Source organism: Acinetobacter sp. YH12239 (assembly GCF_013417635.1).
In the GTDB taxonomy this organism is placed as follows: Bacteria; Pseudomonadota; Gammaproteobacteria; order Pseudomonadales; family Moraxellaceae; genus Acinetobacter.
This window is the reverse complement of the sequence record NZ_VPDP01000011.1, coordinates 17,190-37,314: the sequence shown is the minus strand read 5'-3', so window position 1 is coordinate 37,314 and position 20,125 is coordinate 17,190. Positions and strand designations below refer to the sequence as shown.

General features: G+C 39.6%; 17 protein-coding genes and 1 pseudogene. 13 read left to right on the top strand and 5 right to left on the bottom strand.

Annotated elements, in window-relative coordinates:
* The first annotated feature begins 11 nt into the window (after nt 1-11).
* The gene (locus tag FTV17_RS10605; protein ID WP_179999390.1) at nt 12-362 is read left to right on the top strand and encodes a hypothetical protein; all 351 of its coding nucleotides are present in this window, start codon (nt 12-14) and stop codon (nt 360-362) included.
* Between the two features lie 40 nt (nt 363-402).
* Here FTV17_RS10605 and FTV17_RS10600 read toward each other — a convergent pair whose 3' ends face one another.
* Nucleotides 403-681: a hypothetical protein gene (locus FTV17_RS10600; protein WP_179999388.1), complete on the bottom strand. Its 279-nt coding sequence runs from the start codon at nt 679-681 to the stop codon at nt 403-405.
* Between the two features lie 376 nt (nt 682-1,057).
* Between FTV17_RS10600 and apbC the strand changes: the two genes are divergently transcribed.
* The 8 genes and pseudogenes from apbC (at nt 1,058) to FTV17_RS10560 (ending at nt 10,095) form a co-directional block, all read left to right on the top strand.
* A complete protein-coding gene (gene apbC / locus FTV17_RS10595; RefSeq protein ID WP_179999386.1) occupies nt 1,058-2,341 on the top strand; it encodes an iron-sulfur cluster carrier protein ApbC in 1,284 nt (427 codons plus the stop codon).
* 143 nt (nt 2,342-2,484) lie between these two features.
* On the top strand, nt 2,485-2,640 hold the full coding sequence (locus FTV17_RS10590; RefSeq protein ID WP_179999384.1) for a hypothetical protein: 156 nt from the start codon (nt 2,485-2,487) through the stop codon (nt 2,638-2,640).
* A 272-nt stretch (nt 2,641-2,912) separates the two neighbouring features.
* Nucleotides 2,913-3,506 carry a LysE family translocator gene (locus FTV17_RS10585; protein ID WP_179999382.1) on the top strand — a complete coding sequence of 198 codons (594 nt, stop codon included), beginning with the start codon at nt 2,913-2,915 and terminating at the stop codon, nt 3,504-3,506.
* A 114-nt stretch (nt 3,507-3,620) separates the two neighbouring features.
* Nucleotides 3,621-4,190 (top strand): dCTP deaminase, encoded by a 570-nt coding sequence (gene dcd / locus FTV17_RS10580; RefSeq protein ID WP_004694514.1) that lies wholly within the window; start codon nt 3,621-3,623, stop codon nt 4,188-4,190.
* Between the two features lie 219 nt (nt 4,191-4,409).
* Nucleotides 4,410-5,819 (top strand): annotated as a pseudogene (locus tag FTV17_RS10575) (hypothetical protein); the annotation flags it as partial.
* A 106-nt stretch (nt 5,820-5,925) separates the two neighbouring features.
* Nucleotides 5,926-6,615, top strand: coding sequence for a hypothetical protein (locus FTV17_RS10570; RefSeq protein ID WP_179999378.1), 690 nt, complete (start codon nt 5,926-5,928; stop codon nt 6,613-6,615).
* A 25-nt stretch (nt 6,616-6,640) separates the two neighbouring features.
* Nucleotides 6,641-9,109, top strand: a complete 2,469-nt coding sequence (locus FTV17_RS10565; RefSeq protein ID WP_179999376.1) for a DUF6160 family protein — start codon at nt 6,641-6,643, stop codon at nt 9,107-9,109.
* A gap of 32 nt (nt 9,110-9,141) precedes the next feature.
* Complete coding sequence (locus FTV17_RS10560) at nt 9,142-10,095, top strand: DUF6160 family protein (protein WP_257219929.1); 954 nt, start codon at nt 9,142-9,144, stop codon at nt 10,093-10,095.
* A gap of 36 nt (nt 10,096-10,131) precedes the next feature.
* On the opposite strand, the gene FTV17_RS10555 is transcribed toward FTV17_RS10560, so the two are convergent.
* From FTV17_RS10555 to FTV17_RS10540, 4 genes are all read right to left on the bottom strand, one after another.
* The gene (locus FTV17_RS10555; protein WP_179999375.1) at nt 10,132-11,847 is read right to left on the bottom strand and encodes a proline--tRNA ligase; all 1,716 of its coding nucleotides are present in this window, start codon (nt 11,845-11,847) and stop codon (nt 10,132-10,134) included.
* 94 nt (nt 11,848-11,941) lie between these two features.
* A complete protein-coding gene (locus FTV17_RS10550) occupies nt 11,942-15,046 on the bottom strand; it encodes an efflux RND transporter permease subunit (protein WP_179999372.1) in 3,105 nt (1,034 codons plus the stop codon).
* 15 nt (nt 15,047-15,061) lie between these two features.
* Nucleotides 15,062-16,183: an efflux RND transporter periplasmic adaptor subunit gene (locus FTV17_RS10545; RefSeq protein ID WP_179999370.1), complete on the bottom strand. Its 1,122-nt coding sequence runs from the start codon at nt 16,181-16,183 to the stop codon at nt 15,062-15,064.
* Between the two features lie 34 nt (nt 16,184-16,217).
* A complete protein-coding gene (locus FTV17_RS10540) occupies nt 16,218-16,862 on the bottom strand; it encodes a hypothetical protein (RefSeq protein ID WP_257219928.1) in 645 nt (214 codons plus the stop codon).
* 276 nt (nt 16,863-17,138) lie between these two features.
* Here FTV17_RS10540 and pilG point away from each other — a divergent pair, with 276 nt between their 5' ends.
* Genes pilG through FTV17_RS15545 form a run of 4 tightly spaced genes read left to right on the top strand, consistent with a single transcriptional unit; the run spans nt 17,139 to nt 20,123 of the window.
* Nucleotides 17,139-17,525, top strand: coding sequence for a twitching motility response regulator PilG (pilG, locus tag FTV17_RS10535; protein ID WP_179999368.1), 387 nt, complete (start codon nt 17,139-17,141; stop codon nt 17,523-17,525).
* Between the two features lie 18 nt (nt 17,526-17,543).
* The gene (locus FTV17_RS10530; RefSeq protein ID WP_035269071.1) at nt 17,544-17,918 is read left to right on the top strand and encodes a response regulator; all 375 of its coding nucleotides are present in this window, start codon (nt 17,544-17,546) and stop codon (nt 17,916-17,918) included.
* Nucleotides 17,915-18,469, top strand: coding sequence for a chemotaxis protein CheW (locus FTV17_RS10525; protein WP_179999366.1), 555 nt, complete (start codon nt 17,915-17,917; stop codon nt 18,467-18,469). Before FTV17_RS10530 ends, FTV17_RS10525 begins: the two co-directional genes overlap by 4 nt.
* Before the next feature lie 34 nt (nt 18,470-18,503).
* Nucleotides 18,504-20,123: a methyl-accepting chemotaxis protein gene (locus FTV17_RS15545; protein WP_179999364.1), complete on the top strand. Its 1,620-nt coding sequence runs from the start codon at nt 18,504-18,506 to the stop codon at nt 20,121-20,123.
* Nucleotides 20,124-20,125 lie beyond the last annotated feature (2 nt).

The window sequence follows — 20,125 nt, the reverse complement described above, 5'->3', positions numbered from 1 at the left end:
GAGGATTGAAGATGTCGAATAATAAAATTGATGACTTAAAAAACAAAGCTTCAGAACTCGGCGATGATCTGAAATTGAAGGCGAAGGAAGCTGAGCTGAAAGGCGAGAAAGCATTGGATCAAGTGAAGCATGGTGCAGCAGAAGCCAAGCTTGAAGGTGAAAAAAAACTGAATGATCTAAAACATGATACGCAGCAACATTCTTCTGAAGCGCATTCAACTTTAGATGATTTAAAACATAAAGCGGTAGATTTAAAAGAGCAAGCAGCAGATAAATTGCATGACCTAAAAGATCAAGCGAGTGAAAAATTTGCGGATCTTAAAGCAAAAGCATCAGAGAAAATTGATCAACTGAAAAAGTAAATTGATCACAAAAAAGCTCATCATTAGATGAGCTTTTTTTTTAATTTTTTCTAATCCATTCGATTTTTCTAATTTCATTATTCACCACAGTAAACGTGTAAATCAGATCATGAAATTCGTAGGTATAGCTATAAGCCGTAAAACGATTTTTTCCTTCTTTCCATTCATAATTTTGTGTTGAAGTCGGCGTCTGCTTCATGTGTGAGCTTAATTTTGCATAAGAGTCACCTAAGCTGATGATTTGTCCTGAAGGAGTACGAAAACTTCGGGATTCATTGGCGGCATAGCCTAAAATTGGTAGAAGGAGTATTGTGCTCATTAAGGCAGTTATTGAGCGTGTTTTTAATTTAAGTTTCAGATTTATTTGTTTCAAAGACATATCGAAATGTTATTTTGGTTTTATATTCTTTTCAATTTTAATGTGAAAAATTCGCTATTGTGTTGCTATTTGTTGAAGGAATGAATCACTTGCAACATGAATCAAGGTGTTTAACAGTGAAATCAAGTTTATAGCCCTTATCAATGACAGCATCGGAAATACACCAATAAAAATAATAAAAAAGCTGACTAATTTAGTTGGAATTCGACTAACATATTTCTATTCAAACGGGGATCAATATATTGTTGCTTAACCTTGTTGATATTTCTCGTTAAACTATTCCTTTATCAGTTTCTGTCCAGACTTGGAGTACGGTATGTCGTGGCTTTCTTCACTCAAATCTGTTTTTTCACCGTCAAAGGAGGTGAATGAGGAGGCTGTACAACACGTATTACAACACTACGTTTTGCCGAATTCTGACAATTTTTTGAAAGATCGAATTACACAAGTCAATGTTGAAGGTGATGTACTTCAAATTACCATTAATACCGTGCCAAGTGAAAAAGATAAGTTACAGCAAATTCACGATGAACTCGCTGATGCTTTGGAAAAGTGTGGGATTAAAGAGCTGAATATGCATGTCATTCAGCAGAAAACTGGAAGTCATGCTCAACAACAAGGTGGCTGTGGGCACAACCATGCAGCAGGTGAAAGCTGTTCAAGTAAAAAAGCTGAGGCCCCAAAAAACAATTTGCCTCCTGTTGTAGATGCATCTTCAAGCCAGGATGCGGTAAAACAAGCGAATGCGAATTACCAACCTCAACAAGAAGAAGCACCGATTCAAAAAGCTGCACCACAGCAACGTGATGTACCTAAGCATCCACGTATCCAGAACGTGATTTTAGTTTCGTCTGGTAAGGGTGGTGTAGGCAAATCAACCACTACGGTCAATTTAGCTTTGGCATTACAAAAGCTCGGGCTGAAAGTAGGTGTATTGGATGCAGATATCTATGGTCCAAGTATCCCAACGATGCTTGGCAATGCCGGTAAAACCCCAATGATCGAGGCAGAACATTTTGTACCGTTGGATGCTTTTGGTATGGCGGTGTTGTCAATTGGTCATCTGACAGGAGATCACAATACTCCTGTGGCTTGGCGTGGTCCAAAAGCAACAGGCGCGTTGATGCAACTTTTCAACCAAACCCTTTGGCCTGACCTTGATGTATTGATGATCGACATGCCACCAGGAACAGGGGATATTCAATTAACTCTGGCACAACGTATTCCAGTGACCGGTGCAGTGATCGTGACGACACCACAAAACGTGGCACTCATGGATGCGACCAAAGGTATTGAATTGTTTAACCGTGTTCAAATTCCTGTGATGGGCGTGGTGGAAAATATGTCGACACATATTTGTTCAAACTGTGGCCATGAAGAGCAAATCTTCGGTACTGGTGGCGGTGATAAGTTATCGGAGCAATACGATATTCCATTACTTGGACGTTTACCATTGAATGCGAAAATACGAGAGCATGCCGATGAAGGTAAACCATCTGTATTGATTGGTGATGATGCAGCAGATAGTTATATTGAAATTGCACAGAAGATTGCAGCTGCATTGCCTAAAGCTGAAAGAGATCAAAGTCGGATTTTCTAAGTATTTGAAAAGACTTAATGTTAAACCTGTCTAAGTTTGACTTAGGCAGGTTTTTTTGTTGACCGTTCGTCGTTTTAGGATTATTTACTCTAATTTTTCTACCTAAAATATTTTGTGAAATTTCACGTTATATGGGTATAGAAATGCGTTCAATCACTGCAATGAAGATGGTTATGATTTCTCTCATTCTGTCAACGACAGCTTCTGCTGCCATTATTCCTTATGTTGATTATCCTGAAGAATTCCAAAAGAAATCTTTAAATATTCAGGTTCAAGAAGCTGAACAACAGTCAAATTAATGCTTGAACTCAGCATCACAGCGTGAATGGACTGTGATGCTGAATTTCATCGATAAAGAACGTGCTATAAGCATTTTTGCAAGAGTACATCATGTTTTTCGTTTCGATTACATTGTGTGACTTCAGAGTGATAATTTAAATGACAAACTAACCTGATGAAAAATATTACAAAAAAAATTGTGTTTCATTCTTGAGAAATTTTCACACAAATAATATTTTGCCAATTGAAATAAACCTGATTAATCTGAGCGCATTATCAGCGAGGTCATCCTATGATTTCATGGCTCTTTATTGCGTTGGTTACCACGATTTTATTCACACCCGGACCAACCAATACTTTACTTGCATCTTCAGGCATACAGGTAGGTATTAAAAAGTCATTTCGCTTAATACCCGCGGAAGCATTAGGCTATCTTATTGCCATCACTGCATGGGGATTTTTAATTGGTCGTGTCACCACTCATTTGCCAATTTTGCCAGTGATATTAAAATTATTTAGTTCATTCTATATTATCTATCTGGCCATCAAATTATGGCGCACTGCCAACGTAGAACATCAGTTGAATCAGCCCACCATTAAAGCTTCTGAATTATTCTGTGCAACTTTACTTAATCCTAAAGCTTTGCTTTTTGCATCGGCTATTTTCCCTGCTATTGTTTGGGTGAGTGTAGATGATTATATTGCGCACATGTTGATGTTTATTTTATTGCTCCTACCCATCGCTTTTATTTGGACACTCATTGGGTCGCTGTTAGCCAATAATAAAATTAAATGGTTAAACCAGTCCAATATGCAAAAAACAGCATCCTTAGTCCTGATGAGTTTCTCAATTCCAATGAGTTATTCGGCATTGTTAAGTCTTTAAGAGGATTCACCGCAGCAGACTGAACAGGAATACAAATCGTGGGTTATTTCCATTGACGGGGTTTTCAGTTAAAGTACAGCGCAGTAATTGAATATGTATTCTGGGAATAAATAAATGGCAATTAAGTCTGATCGTTGGATTCGCGAAATGAGCGAAAAACACGGCATGATTGAACCGTATGCAGAAAACCAAGTTCGTTTAGACGAAAATGGTCAAAAACTCATTTCATATGGCGTTTCAAGCTATGGTTATGATGTTCGTTGTGCACGTGAGTTCAAAGTGTTCACAAACGTTCACTCTGCTATTGTTGACCCAAAAAATTTCGATGATAAAAGTTTTATCGATATCGAAGCTGACGTGTGTATTATTCCACCTAACTCATTTGCGCTTGCTCGTACAGTAGAATACTTCCGTATCCCACGTAATGTCTTGACGGTGTGTTTAGGTAAATCAACCTATGCGCGTTGCGGTATTATTGTAAACGTGACGCCACTTGAGCCAGAGTGGGAAGGTCATGTGACCTTGGAATTTTCAAATACAACCAATTTACCTGCACGTATTTATGCTGGTGAAGGTGTTGCTCAAATGTTATTCTTTGAGTCTGATGAAGTGTGTGAAACATCTTATAAAGATCGTGGTGGAAAATACCAAGGTCAAACAGGTGTAACTTTACCTAAAACCTAAGTATTCAATTGTAAGACTTCATGCAAAAAGCAAACTCAATGAGTTTGCTTTTTTTTATAAGTGTCTTAAAAATTGAGCTTATTCATTTATCGGAAAAAATGCCAACCCAATCGCAATTTTTTGCAAATTCCACTTCATTTATATACTATAAACTGTGATGTAATCTTAATATTAAAAGAGAAGCATGGAATTCTTCTCTGAACAATTAAAAATATAAATATGGTGCAAGGCATCGTATACGGGAAGGTCGAGATGGCACTTAATTATACGAACATATTTAATCAGACTTTACTTGCAAGTTTAATGACGCTTATTACAGTTTCGGTCTATGCATTGCAGCCTCTTTCGGATGAAAATTTAAGCGCGACGACTGGAGAGGGTGTCGCCATGATTCCTCAAGATGCTTATTTTGTTTTTCAAGGGGAAAATTCAACTGCGGCAGATTTAATGAATCGCCAAAAAGATACGGGTTATATTCATCTCATTCCAGTGGGCCCGCTAACGGATGCGGCATTGGATACCAATAAAAATGGAACAGTAGGGTCAGAAGATCATTCTGTGGGTAAGGCTGATTTGTTCGTGTATGGTCTCGCATTATCTAAATCTGATAATAATCACAATACGCGCTTAGCTGCGACAGATAAAGATGCACGTATAGGATCATGGGGAACAGCAACCAATCCATGGCTACTTCGAGTCGGTACTGAAAATCAGGTTCCAAATTTTGATTTAAATAAAACATGTATAAGTAATGATCCTAGCTGTCAGGTTCCATTCTTGACGCTTGAAGCCCCATTAATGGACACAGTTCGTCCTACGGATGCAGCCAATGGTCTTGATGCTTACAAATTGAAGATGGCCATGTGGGCGGATGCTTTTGTACTTGATCCTTCTCGTAAAGAAGGGGATCCACTACTTTACCAATTGGGTGAAAAAGCAGGAACGAGTAATGCGGATCGTGCTAATCGACTTCGTTTACAGGCCATTTGGAATAATTTTTCCATTAATGGAAGTAATATAAAAATCTTTCAAACTTTAAATGGTGCAAGTAACCAAGCAGGCATGAGTGCATTTTATAACAACACCTTGGGTGTTGCTGGACTTGTGCGTTTGAACTCAGGTGATGGTCAAAATCTGACGACGGGGAATAAAACAGCCAATATTCTCAGATTGAGTACGCGTGAAACATCAGACACTCCTAATTTACAAACCCCTGCCATCAACAATACTCTGGCACCAGTATTTGATGCCAATGAGGGTATCTTTATTCATAATTTGAATGCCAATATCGTATTGGGTTCACTCTATCAGCCTTTGATTCTAGGATCTGATGGTAAAAACTTTAGTTTGGAACTCACGCGTATTCCAAATAAACCTGAAATTTATAAAAAAATATACACAGATTATAGCAATCCAAACTCGACAGAATATGCGGGCTCAACCTGTAACTTTTATAAATGTGGTAACAATGGTTTGAATGGCTATCAAGGGACGAATGCAACACATAGCAGTATCACTATTGGAAGTACTTCTTATAACGCTGCGAATAATACTTTAAGTGCTTATAAAGGATCAGATGCAGTAGGTATAAGTTTTGGTGCAGTCAATCCAATTCCCCAAACGCCTAATGCCGCATTGCCACCGTCAAATTTTAAAAATATGGGTTCTGCGGTCATTGATGGTGTTCTTATTCAGCATATGAAAATCACCACAAAAGGATTATAGGAGAGCATTCATGAAAAATTCATTAGTCGCTGTCCTATTCAGTGTTATAGCATCAATGACTTATGCACTTGAGCCCATGTCAGATGAAGCTTTAAAAAATGTTGAAGGACAAGCTGGAGCTGATCTCTCATTAAAACTTTCTTTAAACCAAAAGTTAGTGACTGAGAATAATGTTCAACGTTATGTGTTTGATGATGCACTGTGTAAGGATGTGGAATATTGTCGTCTCGCGCTTGCTGTCAATAATCGCTATATCAAAGATGGTCAAGCAAGTAGTACAGATGGTTTTAAATTATGGCTTGTTTTTAAAGGGATTCAGGGCACTCTAAATATTCAAAAGATTGGCTTGGATGGTGTAGATCTCAGCTATAAAAATGATTCTGGTACTGATCAGCTTAAAGCAGCGATGCAACTAAGCTTTGATGCATCTAAGCCAATTCAAATTCGTAATTTTGGTTTTGATGCTTTGGCTTTTGGTCAGGATAAATTTACCAGTAATGCCACCACTGAGGGTGTAGGAACAAGTCCTGCTGACTATGGTTACCTGCAAGTGACACGTTATGATTCATCTAATGCTCCTCGTTCTGCATATGACCATGGGCGAGAAACTGGTTTTATGGGTTTAAAAATGAATGGTAATTTAGCTGTTCAGGGTAAAGTCATGATGTTTGGTTGTGACGGCAGTCACCAGCGTTGTTGAAATTAGACATGCATAAGGAAATGTGATGAACAATAAAAAATATAATCACAGCTCATTGCTGGTTATGAATGCATTAAGCCTGAGTATCTTGCTTGCAAGCGGTCATGCCATTGCTTTAGAAGTGATGCATGATGAAGCTTTACGAAATGTAAATGGTCAAGATGGTGTGCATATATCGACAACATTGACTGAAGCCAACATGGATCAGGTCTATTGGCAAGATCAAGCAGGTCGTGGCAGTAGTGGAGCAACCAATAATACATTGCAGGCAACAGCAGATAATGTCTCTATTCGAAAAAGTAATGTCTCTAATCAAACATTAGGGGCAGATATTAAAATTAATGCTGGAAGCAATGCGAACCAAGCAGGTTTAGACTTCAATGCCAGTGTGACACCTGCTTTAGTGACCATGAATAATCTCAAAATTTGTGATAATGAGAGCTCAAGCCGTTGTAGTTTTTCAATGGGTCAATTGGCTTTACAAACTACTTCCAATACTGATTTATCGCTTAGAACGATTCACGGATTATTCAGCAAAGAGAACCTTAGCGAAATCGCACTAGGGATTAAAAATGCCAATATCTATTTAGGGCAGACTGATGCACGAAATCAACTCAACCAACTTGTTTTAAATAACTTCAACTTCAACTTCAAAGCACGTGGTGCCATTTTTGTCGATGAGGTTGAGGGATTGAGAATGCAGTCGAATACACGTACAGGGTCGACAGATAATGTTGCCGGTATGAGTAGTACGCCTAATGATAATTTGGGTTATGTGGATTTAAACCGTGTTGCAAATTCGGCTTCAAAAAAAGCAGGTTTTATTAACACAGGAACCTATGGTAATGGTAAGTCAGGTGCTGAGGGTGAAACAACAAACTCAGGTCTAAATATCGAAGTCATGTTGAATAAGAACGTGAGTTCAAATGACCCATATGCTTTAAATAGCAATACGAATAATCCTCAAGGAGCTAAAGGTCTCATCCGTGTAGGTGCCAGCGGGCGAATGGTCAATTCATCGTTGCAATTTCGTGGTACAAAAGGCAATGAAAGTGTTCTAGGAAATGCCAATAGTCCAACGGCTTCATCCAGTAATAGTGTAATTGGTGATTCTGGAATCGGATTCCGTATGAAAGCTGACTTTACCAAAGACAATGATTCAATGCTCGGAAGTGATGGACAAGCAACGACTTTAGAAATTGGTGGGGCAGGTCTAAATGCATACGGTTTTGAATTTAGTAACTTAACAGGGTTAAGACCAAATACTCGAGCATCTTTTGACAGTGGTAATGTGTATCTCAATTTAGCCGATACAAAGACACTGCGCTTACCTGAAAACGAAGTGTTCCAAAAAAGTCGTTTTGGTAATGGAAGTTATTTAACCTTAGCAACTGATTATCAGCACCAAATTCATAATGCAGTAACAGGTGATAATCCATACAGCTTGATTGCTGCGATTCGTGGTGCTGAATTTCAGTCTATTTCCCGTCGTGGACGTTTTACCAATAGTGCAGGAACACCAGCAGCTAACTTGTTTGCGAATACAAATGTTAAAAATGAGTGGGGCTTGGCACTGCCTTTTTATAATCTAAATGCCAATCTTGCTCTATATGGAACATCAGTTCGTGCAGATCAAGCTTTTTATTACACTTTAGCAGGCTCCGATGTTGTTAAAAACATGATTGCTACAGCGGGTAATACCTCAAGAATTGGTTTGTCTTTTGCAATGAGTACCTCTGGGGTAGATCGAGCTAATGGTCAAGCGCTAGGTAATAAAACCACGTCAATTTTAGTGGTTGATGGAGGTAAGGTGGGCAGTGGAGATACGGCAACATCAACCGATTACTATATGGGTTTACGTAATATTGATCTGTACGCGAAGGGTACAGGAAATATGGGCGTAGAGAATGGTAGTGTAAATGTCAGCTTGCGCGATATGTTGATTGTTCTATCAACAGAAGTTGCTGCGGGATATCTGCCAGGTACGATTTATAAAACCTGTAAATTAAATAGTGGAGCAGCAGGATGTTCTACGCGAAGTTCATCTCCAGACAACAATTTTGCTTTAGCTGATGATGTGATGTTTGTGGTGAAATCACGTCTTGGTGGTGATGTTGATTTTTCTTTAATTCCAAACAATGCTGCTGAAGATGGTCAGAACTTAACTTTTGTAGGTGAATTAGAGCTGAAAGGTGACAATAACACCTTCCAAATTACCGATCCTCATAATGGTTCAACACTTGGTTTAGACCGTTTGACAGGTAAAATTGCATTTAATAATGCATTGGTTGTTAGTAAAGATCAAAATGGTGCGGGACAATTTGGTGTGAATGCTGCCTTGATGTTCAATCCTCAAAAGACAACTTCAGGTGTTTTTAGAGCAAGAGACATCAACTTCTATCCTCCAACTGTAGGTGCTGGCGCTCGTTTAGGTGAATTGGCTATTACTGGCGGTCGCTTGAATAGTGAATTGCGCATTACACCTCGAAATTAATAAGTAAAAATAGAAAGTTGAGGGATAAATTCATGAATATGATAAAAACAAAACGATTCAGTTTGCTTATTTTGACTGCTGCGGTGGGTTTTCCATGTTTTGCTATGCAACCATTAGATGATCAGTCTCTTTCATCTACTACTGGTCAAGATGGGATCAGCATTGGTATTGGAATGGATAAGATCGAGTTCACACAGGCTGTGATCATTGATCAAGACGGAATTAAAGATCCAATATTAGGAAAAAATTATTCACAAGCTGCTGGCTTAGTGGTCGCAGGTCCAACTGGTAATCCAATTCAGGTTCAATTTTTAGGTCATACCCCTGGTTCGTCTACAATCAATGCAAAAATTGATACAGACGGAGGCAATGGCACGCCATTTGCCAATATAGGTATCACTTTTGCGGAGCAAATTACGGGGGTTAAATTGAGTCCATTCGCACTTTATATCGCCAGCAGTAATCAGGTGTCTAGTGCTACACAAACTAAATCGATTTATAATGATCTGAAGCAATTGGTACCTGGCGTCGCTAAAATTTTAGAAATAGGCAGTGCTGATCGAAACTTTGAAATTACATTAAATCAATCTCAACGTCCCCAAATCAATGTTCAATTAGGTAATGTGCCACAAGGCTACATGGTCCAATTTGGAGGCGCAATTCAATCAATCTGTGGCACAGGCTGTCCTATTGCATTCGTATCTGGTAATTCATCTGCAAAATTCGATTTTCAGGCTAAAGCTACTGATCAAAACAATGGTTTTTCATTATCTGGTTTCCATGCAGGTGTTGCACCTTCAGGTATTTACATCGGAAATACAGGACAATCTAGTAAAATGAATGTTGGTCTCAACAATATGATGTTGGGACGTGAGGGGGCGAGTAGCCCGACGGTCTTTAATGGTTTAGCGAATGGCTCAATGGGGAGCTTTGGGGCTATTGGTACATCTGTGAAAGATTTGAAAGTGAATATCAACGGTCTATAAAAAATCCCGCGAATCGCGGGATTTTTTATGCTCAAATTATTGGGCGATTTTAGCGAGTATTTCTTCTTTACTCAGGTTGCTTGATTCAGTATCAGAACGACCTTTGTACTCAAAAGTACCAGCATCTAAACCTTTTTCACCGATAACAATACGGTGCGGAATACCTGTAATTTCGATATCAGAGAATTTAACGCCTGGTCGTTCATCACGGTCATCTAAAAGCACGTCATAACCAGCAGCTTGAAGTTCTGCATAAAGTGCTTCAGCAGCCTCTACAGTACGAGGTGATTTATGAGCATTCATCGGAACGATTGCGATATGGAAAGGCGCGATAGCAGCAGGCCAAATAATTCCTTTTTCATCGTAATTTTGTTCAATGGCAGCCGCGACTACGCGAGTCACCCCAATACCATAACAACCCATTGTTACAGTGAATGGTTTACTATCCTTACCTAATACTTTGCAGCCCAGAGCTTCAGAGTATTTTTGACCTAATTGGAAAATATGACCAACTTCAATACCACGTTTAATTTGAAGTACACCTTTACCATCTGGAGATGGATCACCCTCAACAACATTGCGAAGATCATAAACTTCAGTGAATTGAGCATCACGCTCCCAGTTCACACCTGTCGCATGTTTGCCTGCTTCGTTTGCACCTGCAACAAAGTCAGACAATACTGAGGCTGCTCGGTCAACGATGACATTAATCCCTTTTTCGACCAGACCTTGAGGACCAACAAAACCAGCGGTTAAGCCTAAAGCACTCAGTTGTTCTTCAGTTGCAAATGTAAGTGGTGATGCAATCAGCGGATGTTTCTCAGCTTTGATTTCGTTTAGCTCATGATCCCCACGAAGGAATAGTGCTACGACAGGCGCAGTTTTACCTTCTTCAGCGATTCCTTGTACCAACAAAGCTTTGACAGACTGTTTTGCATCGGTACCTAAGAAAGCAGATACATCAGCTATAGTTTTTTGATTTGGTGTTTCAACAATTTTTAATTCTTGAGTTGGTGCAGCACGTTCACCTACAAGAATCGCTTCAGCCATTTCGATATTGGCTGCGTAATCTGATTCAGTTGAGAATGCAATATCATCTTCACCGCTAGATGCCAATACATGGAATTCATGCGAACCTGAACCGCCAATTGAACCTGTATCCGCCTGAACTGGACGGAAGTCTAAACCTAAACGAGTAAAAATACGGCAATAGGCATCGTACATCGTGTCGTAAGTTTCTTGTAATGAAGCTTGATCTGCATGGAATGAGTAAGCATCTTTCATCACAAATTCACGAGAGCGCATAACGCCAAAACGAGGACGAACTTCATCACGGAATTTAGTTTGAACTTGGTAGAAATTAGCGGGTAATTGTTTATAACTTTTGAGTTCGTTACGCGCTAAATCAGTAATGACTTCTTCATGTGTAGGGCCGAGAACAAACGGGTTGTTGTGACGGTCATTAAAGCGTAAAAGTTCTGGGCCATATTGCACATAGCGACCAGATTCTTCCCATAAACTTGCTGGTTGGGTCACAGGCATCAATACTTGTAGTGAACCAGCACGGTCCATTTCTTCGCGAACAATCGCTTCGACTTTATTTAACACACGTACGCCCATTGGCAACCAAGAATATAATCCTGAAGCCAATTTACGAATCATACCCGCACGAAGCATCAGCTGATGAGAGATTACTTCAGCATCACTTGGGGTTTCTCTTAACGTTGCAAATAAAAAGCGACTCGCGCGCATGGAATTTGTCCTAATAATGAGCGTTAAAGCATAAGATTATACGATAAAAAATGAGGTGAGCATTTTAAATGACACCTCATGACAATTCTCTACATTATGACATGAATTTTCGTGTTTGACGCACCATAAAATTCTTAAAGTCATCTAAGTAAGTAAAGATAACGGGAACGACAACTAAGGTCAGCAGGGTGGATGTAATGACGCCCCCAATGACAGCATGCGCCATCGGAGCACTTTGTTCACCTCCTTCACCCAAGCCTAATGCCAATGGCACCATACCCATGACCATCGCACTCGTGGTCATCAGAATGGGTCTAAGTCGTGTTTTACCTGCAGCAATAATGGCATCAAAACGTGTCTCACCGCGATCAATAGCTTTCTTAATAAAGTCAATGAGGAGAATCGCATTCTTGGTTACTAATCCCATTAACATGATGATGCCAATAATGGAAAATAAATTCATTGTTGAGTTAAATAAGAATAATGCAAGGAATACCCCGACCAATGACAATGGTAATGAGGCCATGATCGCCGCAGGATGAATAAAACTATTGAATTGAGAGCCTAAAACAATATAGATAAATACAATAGAAAGTGTAACGGCTGTAACAGCGTACCCAATCGATTCTTCCATATCTGCGTTTGCACCTTGTGTTTCAAAACCATAGCCGGCAGGCATCTCGAAGTTATCTTGCAATGCTTTAATATCTCGACCAATATCACCTGCAGGTCGACCTGAAGTATTGGCTTCAACCATGACTTCACGTGCTAAATCACGACGGTTGATTTGAGATGCACCATAACTTTCTTGTGTGTTTGTTACGCTTGAGAGCGGAACCAAGATAGGTTGATTATTCGCATCCACTTTTTGCGATTTTAAATATAAATTATTGATGTCACTTGGAAGCGTACGTTGATCTTCAGAGAGGCGCAAATTGACATCATAGGTTTCACCTTTTTCGTCTTTCCACGTCGTTACATCATCACCAGCAAGGAGAGGGCGGATCACATTGGCAATTTGGCTGACTGATAATCCTAAATCGTTTGCCAGTACACGATTTACATGCACTTCAAGGGTAGGTTTAGGCTCCTTGAGCGAGCTTTCTAAATCGACGACACCATCAATTTTTGCCATTTCCACCATGAAGCGATCAGAAATTTTTTGTAATTCATCTAGCTCCGGTCCTTTGATAGAAATCATGACAGGCTTTTGACCACCAGACACAGTTTCATCTGCTGAAGCAATAGAGGTGAGGGTAATACCCGCCACTGTTTGTAGTCGATCACGAAACTCATTGGTTAAATCAGTCAGTGTCTGAGAGCGCTCTTGGCGAGGACTCAAACTGACTCGGATGCTTACGTGGTTTTTCCCGCGATCAGTCACCCCATTAATAACGCCGTACGTTCCTTTAACTTCTGGATGCTGTCGAATAATAGATTCAACTTGTTTTAACTTTGCCTGAGAGTATTCGAGTGAAGCATCTACGGGTGTTTCAAATTTGATCCGAATTTCACCTTTGTCTGGAACAGGTACAAACTCTGTTCCCACCATTTTCGATAGCGCGAGCGCGCCAAACAGTGAAGCAACAGCAACGACAATTGTTAGAAAGCGGAATCTTAGTGCCAGTTTTAGCAGCTGCTCATACACTTCATTTAATGAATCAAGTTTATTTGAGATCCCATTGAAGAAGCGTTTCAATGCGCTCGGTTTTTTATTTGGATGATGACGTTCAGCCCAGTGTGCTGAGAGCATTGGATCGAGCGTAAAACTGACAAACATTGAGATCAGTACGGCGGTACTCACTGTCACGCCAAATTGGTAGAAGAAACGACCGATAATACCGCCCATGAATGCAACTGGTAAGAACACCGCAACAATAGTTAAAGTGGTTGCGAGAACTGCCAGCCCAATTTCTTTGGTTCCATCTAAAGCAGCAGTCACATGATCTTTCCCCATATCAGCATGGCGAACAATATTTTCACGTACCACAATTGCATCATCAATAAGAAGACCAATACTTAAAGACAGGGCAAGAAGAGTCATCATATTGATGGTAAAACCAAAAGCCCAAATGAACGTTAATGTACCAAGTAAGGCGATTGGCAGGGTAAGGCCTGTAATAATCGTCGATCTAAATGAACCTAAAAACAGTAGAACGATGACAACCGCAAGGACACCACCTTCAATAATTGTACGGGCAACATCACCAATACTTGCTCGTATGCCTCGAGATGTATCGACAACTACTTTCAATGTTGTCCCTTGCGGGAGTTGTTGTTCTATACGGTTTAGTGTTTTATAAGCCGCATCTACAACGTCAATTACATTTGAATCAGAGCTTCTGAGAATATCCAACGCGACAGCATTTTGACCGTTAATGAATGCACTCGACTCGAGTTCAGCTTGGCTGTCGTAAATTTCAGCCACTTGTTTTAAGTAGATTGGCGTGCCATTTTTACTCGCGACGATGAGATCCCCAAAGGATTGGGGATGAATTACTCTTGATTTAATTTCAACAACCAGCTCTGAATTTGACTGTTTGAGTGTGCCCCCAGGGACTTCAATGTTTTCGCCTTTTAGTGTGTTAATGACTTGATCAACGCCAACACCAAGACTTTGTAATTTTTGTGGATTAACTTCAATACGAATTTGACGCTGCGAGTCACCTAGCAGGTTAACTGTACCTACCCCACGAACAGTTCTCAATTGAGGAACAATTTTTTGATCTAAATAAGAGCTGAGCTCTCGGTGTGACATATTCTCAGACTCAAATACCACCGACATGATGGCACCTGCGGAAGGGTCATAGCGTTCAACAATAGGATCAGTAATTTCATCACGAAATTCAGCTGTCACTGGCGCAATTTTGTCTCGAATATCTTGAGCTGCAACGGTTGAAGGAACATCCAAATTAAACTCAGTGATGATTGTAGAGAGTCCTTCACTCGACTGAGATATCACTTGTTTAACACCTGAGATCGTATTGATCTGATCTTCCATCTTTTTGGTAATTTCAGATTCAACAGTTTCAGGAGAAGCACCTGGGTAAGTGGTATACACGACCACAAATGGGAAATCGACATCAGGGAATTCTTCAACTCCCATTCGTTGCCATGATGATAAGCCCAATACCATCAGGCATAGCATCATCATGATCGTAAAGACAGGATATTTCACACTGATTCGAGTTAACCACATAGTTCAGATCCTGTCTTACTTTGAAGCAATTGAGACTGTTTTATTTAAGTCATCATTATTAAACTTAATTCTACTGATGTAATCCGTTGGCTGAAGACCACTGATCATTGCAATATTCTCGTTGGGTTGTCGATCCAAAATTTGAATATTGGCTTTCTGAATTTTCTGATCACGGATGATCCACAAATAAGGTTTGCCATCTGCATCTTGAATAGTATCAAGCGGAACTTTTTGTCCTTGAATCTGCTTTGTATCTAAGATGAAACCTTCGACAAAAGCACCAATACTCAGTGAATTGATTGATTCATTCGGTTGAGCAAAAAACTCAACCTGACGACTGATTTGATCGGCCATTGGGGAAATGCGTGTTAACTTGGCAGTATAATTTTGGGTAGTCCCTTGAATTTTATATTCAATATTGTTTCCAATGTTGAGCGCATGTTGAGATTCGACAGGGAGTTTTGCTTGAATCTCTAATTTTTGTGGATCTACGATTTCAAATAATGTTTGACCCATTGAAACGGTTTGACCAGGTTCGACTTGACGTTTGGTAATTACGCCAGAAATGGGGCTACGAATTAATCCATCAGCATCGGCTTTCAGTGCGATATCCACATTTGCTTGCTGAGCTCGTACAGTTTCGAGTTGAGCTTTATGCTCCACTTGACTTTGTTCATATTCAACCTTAGAAATAAATCCTTGATCATAAAGTCGTTTTTTTCGAGTGACCATATTTGCAGCTTGTTGTGCCTGCGCTTGTGCAGAAGCAAGATTAGCGCGAGCTTGTGCGAGTCGGGCTGCATTATCTTGATTATTTAAACGTACCAAGACTTGTCCTTTACTCACCTTTTCACCGACTTGTACAGAGACTTGACTAGCAGTGGCACTCACTTGCGCTTGAATTGTACTTTGATTCACAGCGCGTATGGTGCCCGTGAAAGCAAATTGCAGATTTGAGACCCCATCTTCAACTTTGACAAAGTCCTGTTGTATTAATTCAATTTTTTGAGGGGGGGATGAAGTAGGCTGTACACTTTCGTCATTTTTTTGACAAGCGGCTAAAAGACAACTCGTACACAGCGTTCCTAATACGAGATATTTCTTAAACTGACTGCTGTGTCGAGTCGCATTCGGCATGTGATACTTCCTTTCCATTCAGACAAACTCTTCATTATTCAAGAGTTTTTAAGCGCTTGATAATATTGTCGTATTGTGACTTAGTATTTCGATAGTTTGTTTGTAAAGATTCAATGTTTTTTTGGATATTACTCATATTCTGCGCATTATAAGTGATTCGATCTTGTAAGTTTTTAGGGACAGGGTTCCCTTTCTTGATATAGGTCTGTTCCTGCTTTTTAAACAATATTCGATCTTGCTCCAGTTGTTGGTACTGTTGTTTTTGAAAGGTGATTTGTTTGTTGATGTTTTTCAACATATCATCACGTTTGTTCGCAGCCACTTTACTAGAACCATAAGCGCGTTTTAAGCGTAGATCATGTTCATGTTGTTTGGCTTGTTGCGTACGTACAGCACTTTGTTGCTGTTCTTTATCGGCATCATAAGGTCGATTTTTTTTAATCACTTGCATATTACGGTCAAGTGCTTCATAACCGTGACGAATATGCTCTGGTGTTACCGAACTACTAATATTAGCTACGCCATTTTTATCATAATAACGATACCAAGACGGTTTGGTCACTGTGGTATTAGCAACTGCTTCACTGATACATAAACCAAATGTCATCATGATCACTAAGAATGTTTTATGATGAAGATGCTTTAACCCAATTCTTGATTTGTGCGAAAGATTAAACATTGGAATTGGCCCCCGTGATATCAATTCAATTTTTTAATTTTTGCTTTTAATAACAAGCATTTTATGTGGTTCTGGTAAATTTATAAATATAAACCGTTAAATAATTTACGCTTAATCTGATTCACCCTTAAATTCTATGAAGCTTTGTGACACAATCTCTCCGCGAGTACTCAACTGCATTGAAAATCAATGTAATGTTATGTTAGAAAATAATGGTTATTCTCTAAATTAAGCATTTCATTTTTCTTTAAATCTCATCTCAGGAAGGATCATTCAATGGATGATAATCTGCAAAATATTAAAGTGATGGTCATTGATGATTCAAAAACGATTCGTCGGACCGCAGAAACTTTATTACAGCGTGAAGGATATGACGTTGTAACTGCAGTAGATGGATTTGAAGCATTAGCTAAAATTGCTGAAACTCGACCTGATATTATTTTTGTAGATATTATGATGCCGCGTTTAGATGGGTATCAAACGTGCGCACTGTTAAAAAACTCACAAAATTTCCAACATATTCCAGTGGTCATGTTATCCAGTAAAGATGGTATGTTTGATCAGGCAAAAGGACGAGTTGTTGGATCTGATGAATACCTCACGAAACCATTCAGTAAAGATGAGCTATTGAATGCGATTCGTAAACTTGTCGCTTCACGTTAAGTACTGGGAAAACAAAATATGACACGTATCTTAGTGGTAGATGACTCTCCAACAGAAATGTTTAGATTTAAAGAAATTCTGTCTAAAAATGGCTATGAAGTGCTAGAAGCAACCAATGGTGCAGATGGTGTTACCTTAGCGCAAGCAGAGCAACCAGATCTTGTACTTATGGATGTGGTGATGCCTGGTGTGAATGGATTTCAAGCAACTCGGCAAATTGCAAGAGCTGATGTAACGAAGCATATTCCAGTTGTCATTGTCAGTACCAAAGATCAGGATACGGATCGAATTTGGGGCAAAAGACAAGGCGCTGTCGACTACCTGATCAAACCTGTAGATGAATCAAGATTACTTGATGTCATTCAGCAATATTTAAATACAGGCACAGCATGATCATTCAAGATGAAAGTGATCAACAACACTGGTTAACGCAAGCCAGTAATGCTAATTCGGCTCAAGCAAATGAGTACCGTGATATGCTAAATCAGGACCTCTGGTCTGGTGTATGTTTTAAAATTGAGCAGCAGCAATTTATTACCCCACTTGGTGATATTGCGGAGGTTAGCCCTTTACTGAGCATTACCTCATTACCACTTACGCCACCGTGGTATTTAGGTTTGGCGAATTTGCGAGGTCGAGTACTGTCCGTATTGGATCTAAAGCAATTTGCTTTGAGTAAAACCACACAATTACACGCTAATGTTAAAATTTTATGTTTTAACGTGGGACAAGACTGTGTTGGATTGCTTGTGGATGAAGTCCTCGGTGTAAAACATTATAAGAATAATACCTATAGCGCCGGTTCGAATTTGATCGCAGAACCATATAGATCATTTTGCCAAGGTTATTTTCTCGATCATTCAACACCTGTAGCTGTGCTGATGATGAGTCAGCTATATGAGCATGATCGCCTAAAGCACATGTTCACATCTAATTCAATTTAACGTCTAGTCAGCAATAGTTTTTTGGGGGAGCTGAGTGAGTTTACGGTTAAAAAAGACCAGTCGGAATGTGAATGATTCAGATTCCAACACACAGGGATGGAAAGCTTCACTTAAGTTAAAACTTGAACAGTTTTCAGAGCTGTTTGGGCAATCTGCCCAAACGAAGTCTTATTTAATCATGGCTATTATTAGCCTCGTTTGTGCTTTTCTGATTTTATTGTTTCTCATGTTTAATCTCCCGCGCACGGTGGAGCAAAGTCGTGGGGTGGGGGAACTGAAATATCTCAATCAAATGATGATTATTCAGACTCAACAGTTTGAGGATAATCCTACAGATTACACATTACAGATTCTCAAAAACTCTCAGCTTATTTTTAGTTCACAACTTGAAAATGTAAAATCAGTTTATTTTTATAGTCCAGCTTTAAATGAAGTAGATCGACTGTGGTTAGAGTCTCAAAGCAATATCACGGCATCTCAGTTACAAAAAATTCAAGTTGCTCTCAATGAAATTCGCACAGGTTCGACGTGGTTACTGATTTTACTGTCACTTTTATTGTTGATTAGTTTATCGAGCTTCACCTTTGCAGTGATTAAACTTTTCATTTTAAGAAGCCAAGAAGATCGTTTGCGTTTAATGGAACTGGTGGATAAAGATAAGAAAAATCAAACCGCGATTTATCGACTTTTAGATGAAATTGGTGATTTAGCTGAAGGCGATTTGACCAAATATGCTGCGGTTTCTGCAGATTTTACGGGGACAATCGCGGATTCAATTAATGTAGCGATAGATCATTTGCGTGATTTGGTGATGAGAATTAATCAGGCTTCTCAACAAGTTACCCAATATATTCATCAAACTCAGTATATGAGTTCACAATTGGCTCAATCTTCAGAGCTGCAAGCTCGTGAAATCCAAAATACATCGCTTGCCATTCATGACATGGCAGACTCAATTGATCACGTTTCTGAAAATGCAGCGCAATCTGCAAAAGTTGCTCAGCGCGCGGTACTTATCGCAGCGAAGGGGGGAGAAGTGGTTGAACGATCAATAGATGGAATGGATCAAATACGAGGGCAGATTCAAGAAACATCTAAAAAAATTAAAAGACTGGGTGAATCTACTCAAGAGATTGGAAACTTTGTTGCAACCATTGAAGACATTGCAGGGCAAACGCATCTGTTGGCATTAAATGCAGCCATTCAAGCCGCAATGGCAGGCGATGCTGGACGAGGTTTTGCTGGTGTTGCTGATGAGGTGCAGCGTTTAGCTGAACGTTCAACTGCTGCGACCAAACATATTGAGATATTAGTAAAAAATATTCAATTAGATACGCATGAGGCCGTTCGCTCTATGGAGCAAACAACTTCTGAGGTGGTTAAGGGGACTGGACTTGCTCAAGATGCAGGAGCAGCACTTGCAGATATTCAGTTGATTTCAAAACAGTTGGCTCAACTGATTGCGAATATTTCAGCATCTTCAAAAGTTCAGTCAGCTGCTGCGGGGCAAATTGCGAAAACAATGTCGCTTGTGCAAGATGTCACACGAGAAAATCATGCTTCAACCTTAGATACTGCTCAATCGATAGCAGAACTCACTCAAATGGCTGATTCTTTAAGGAAATCAGTTGCAAACTTTAAATTACCTGAGTGATT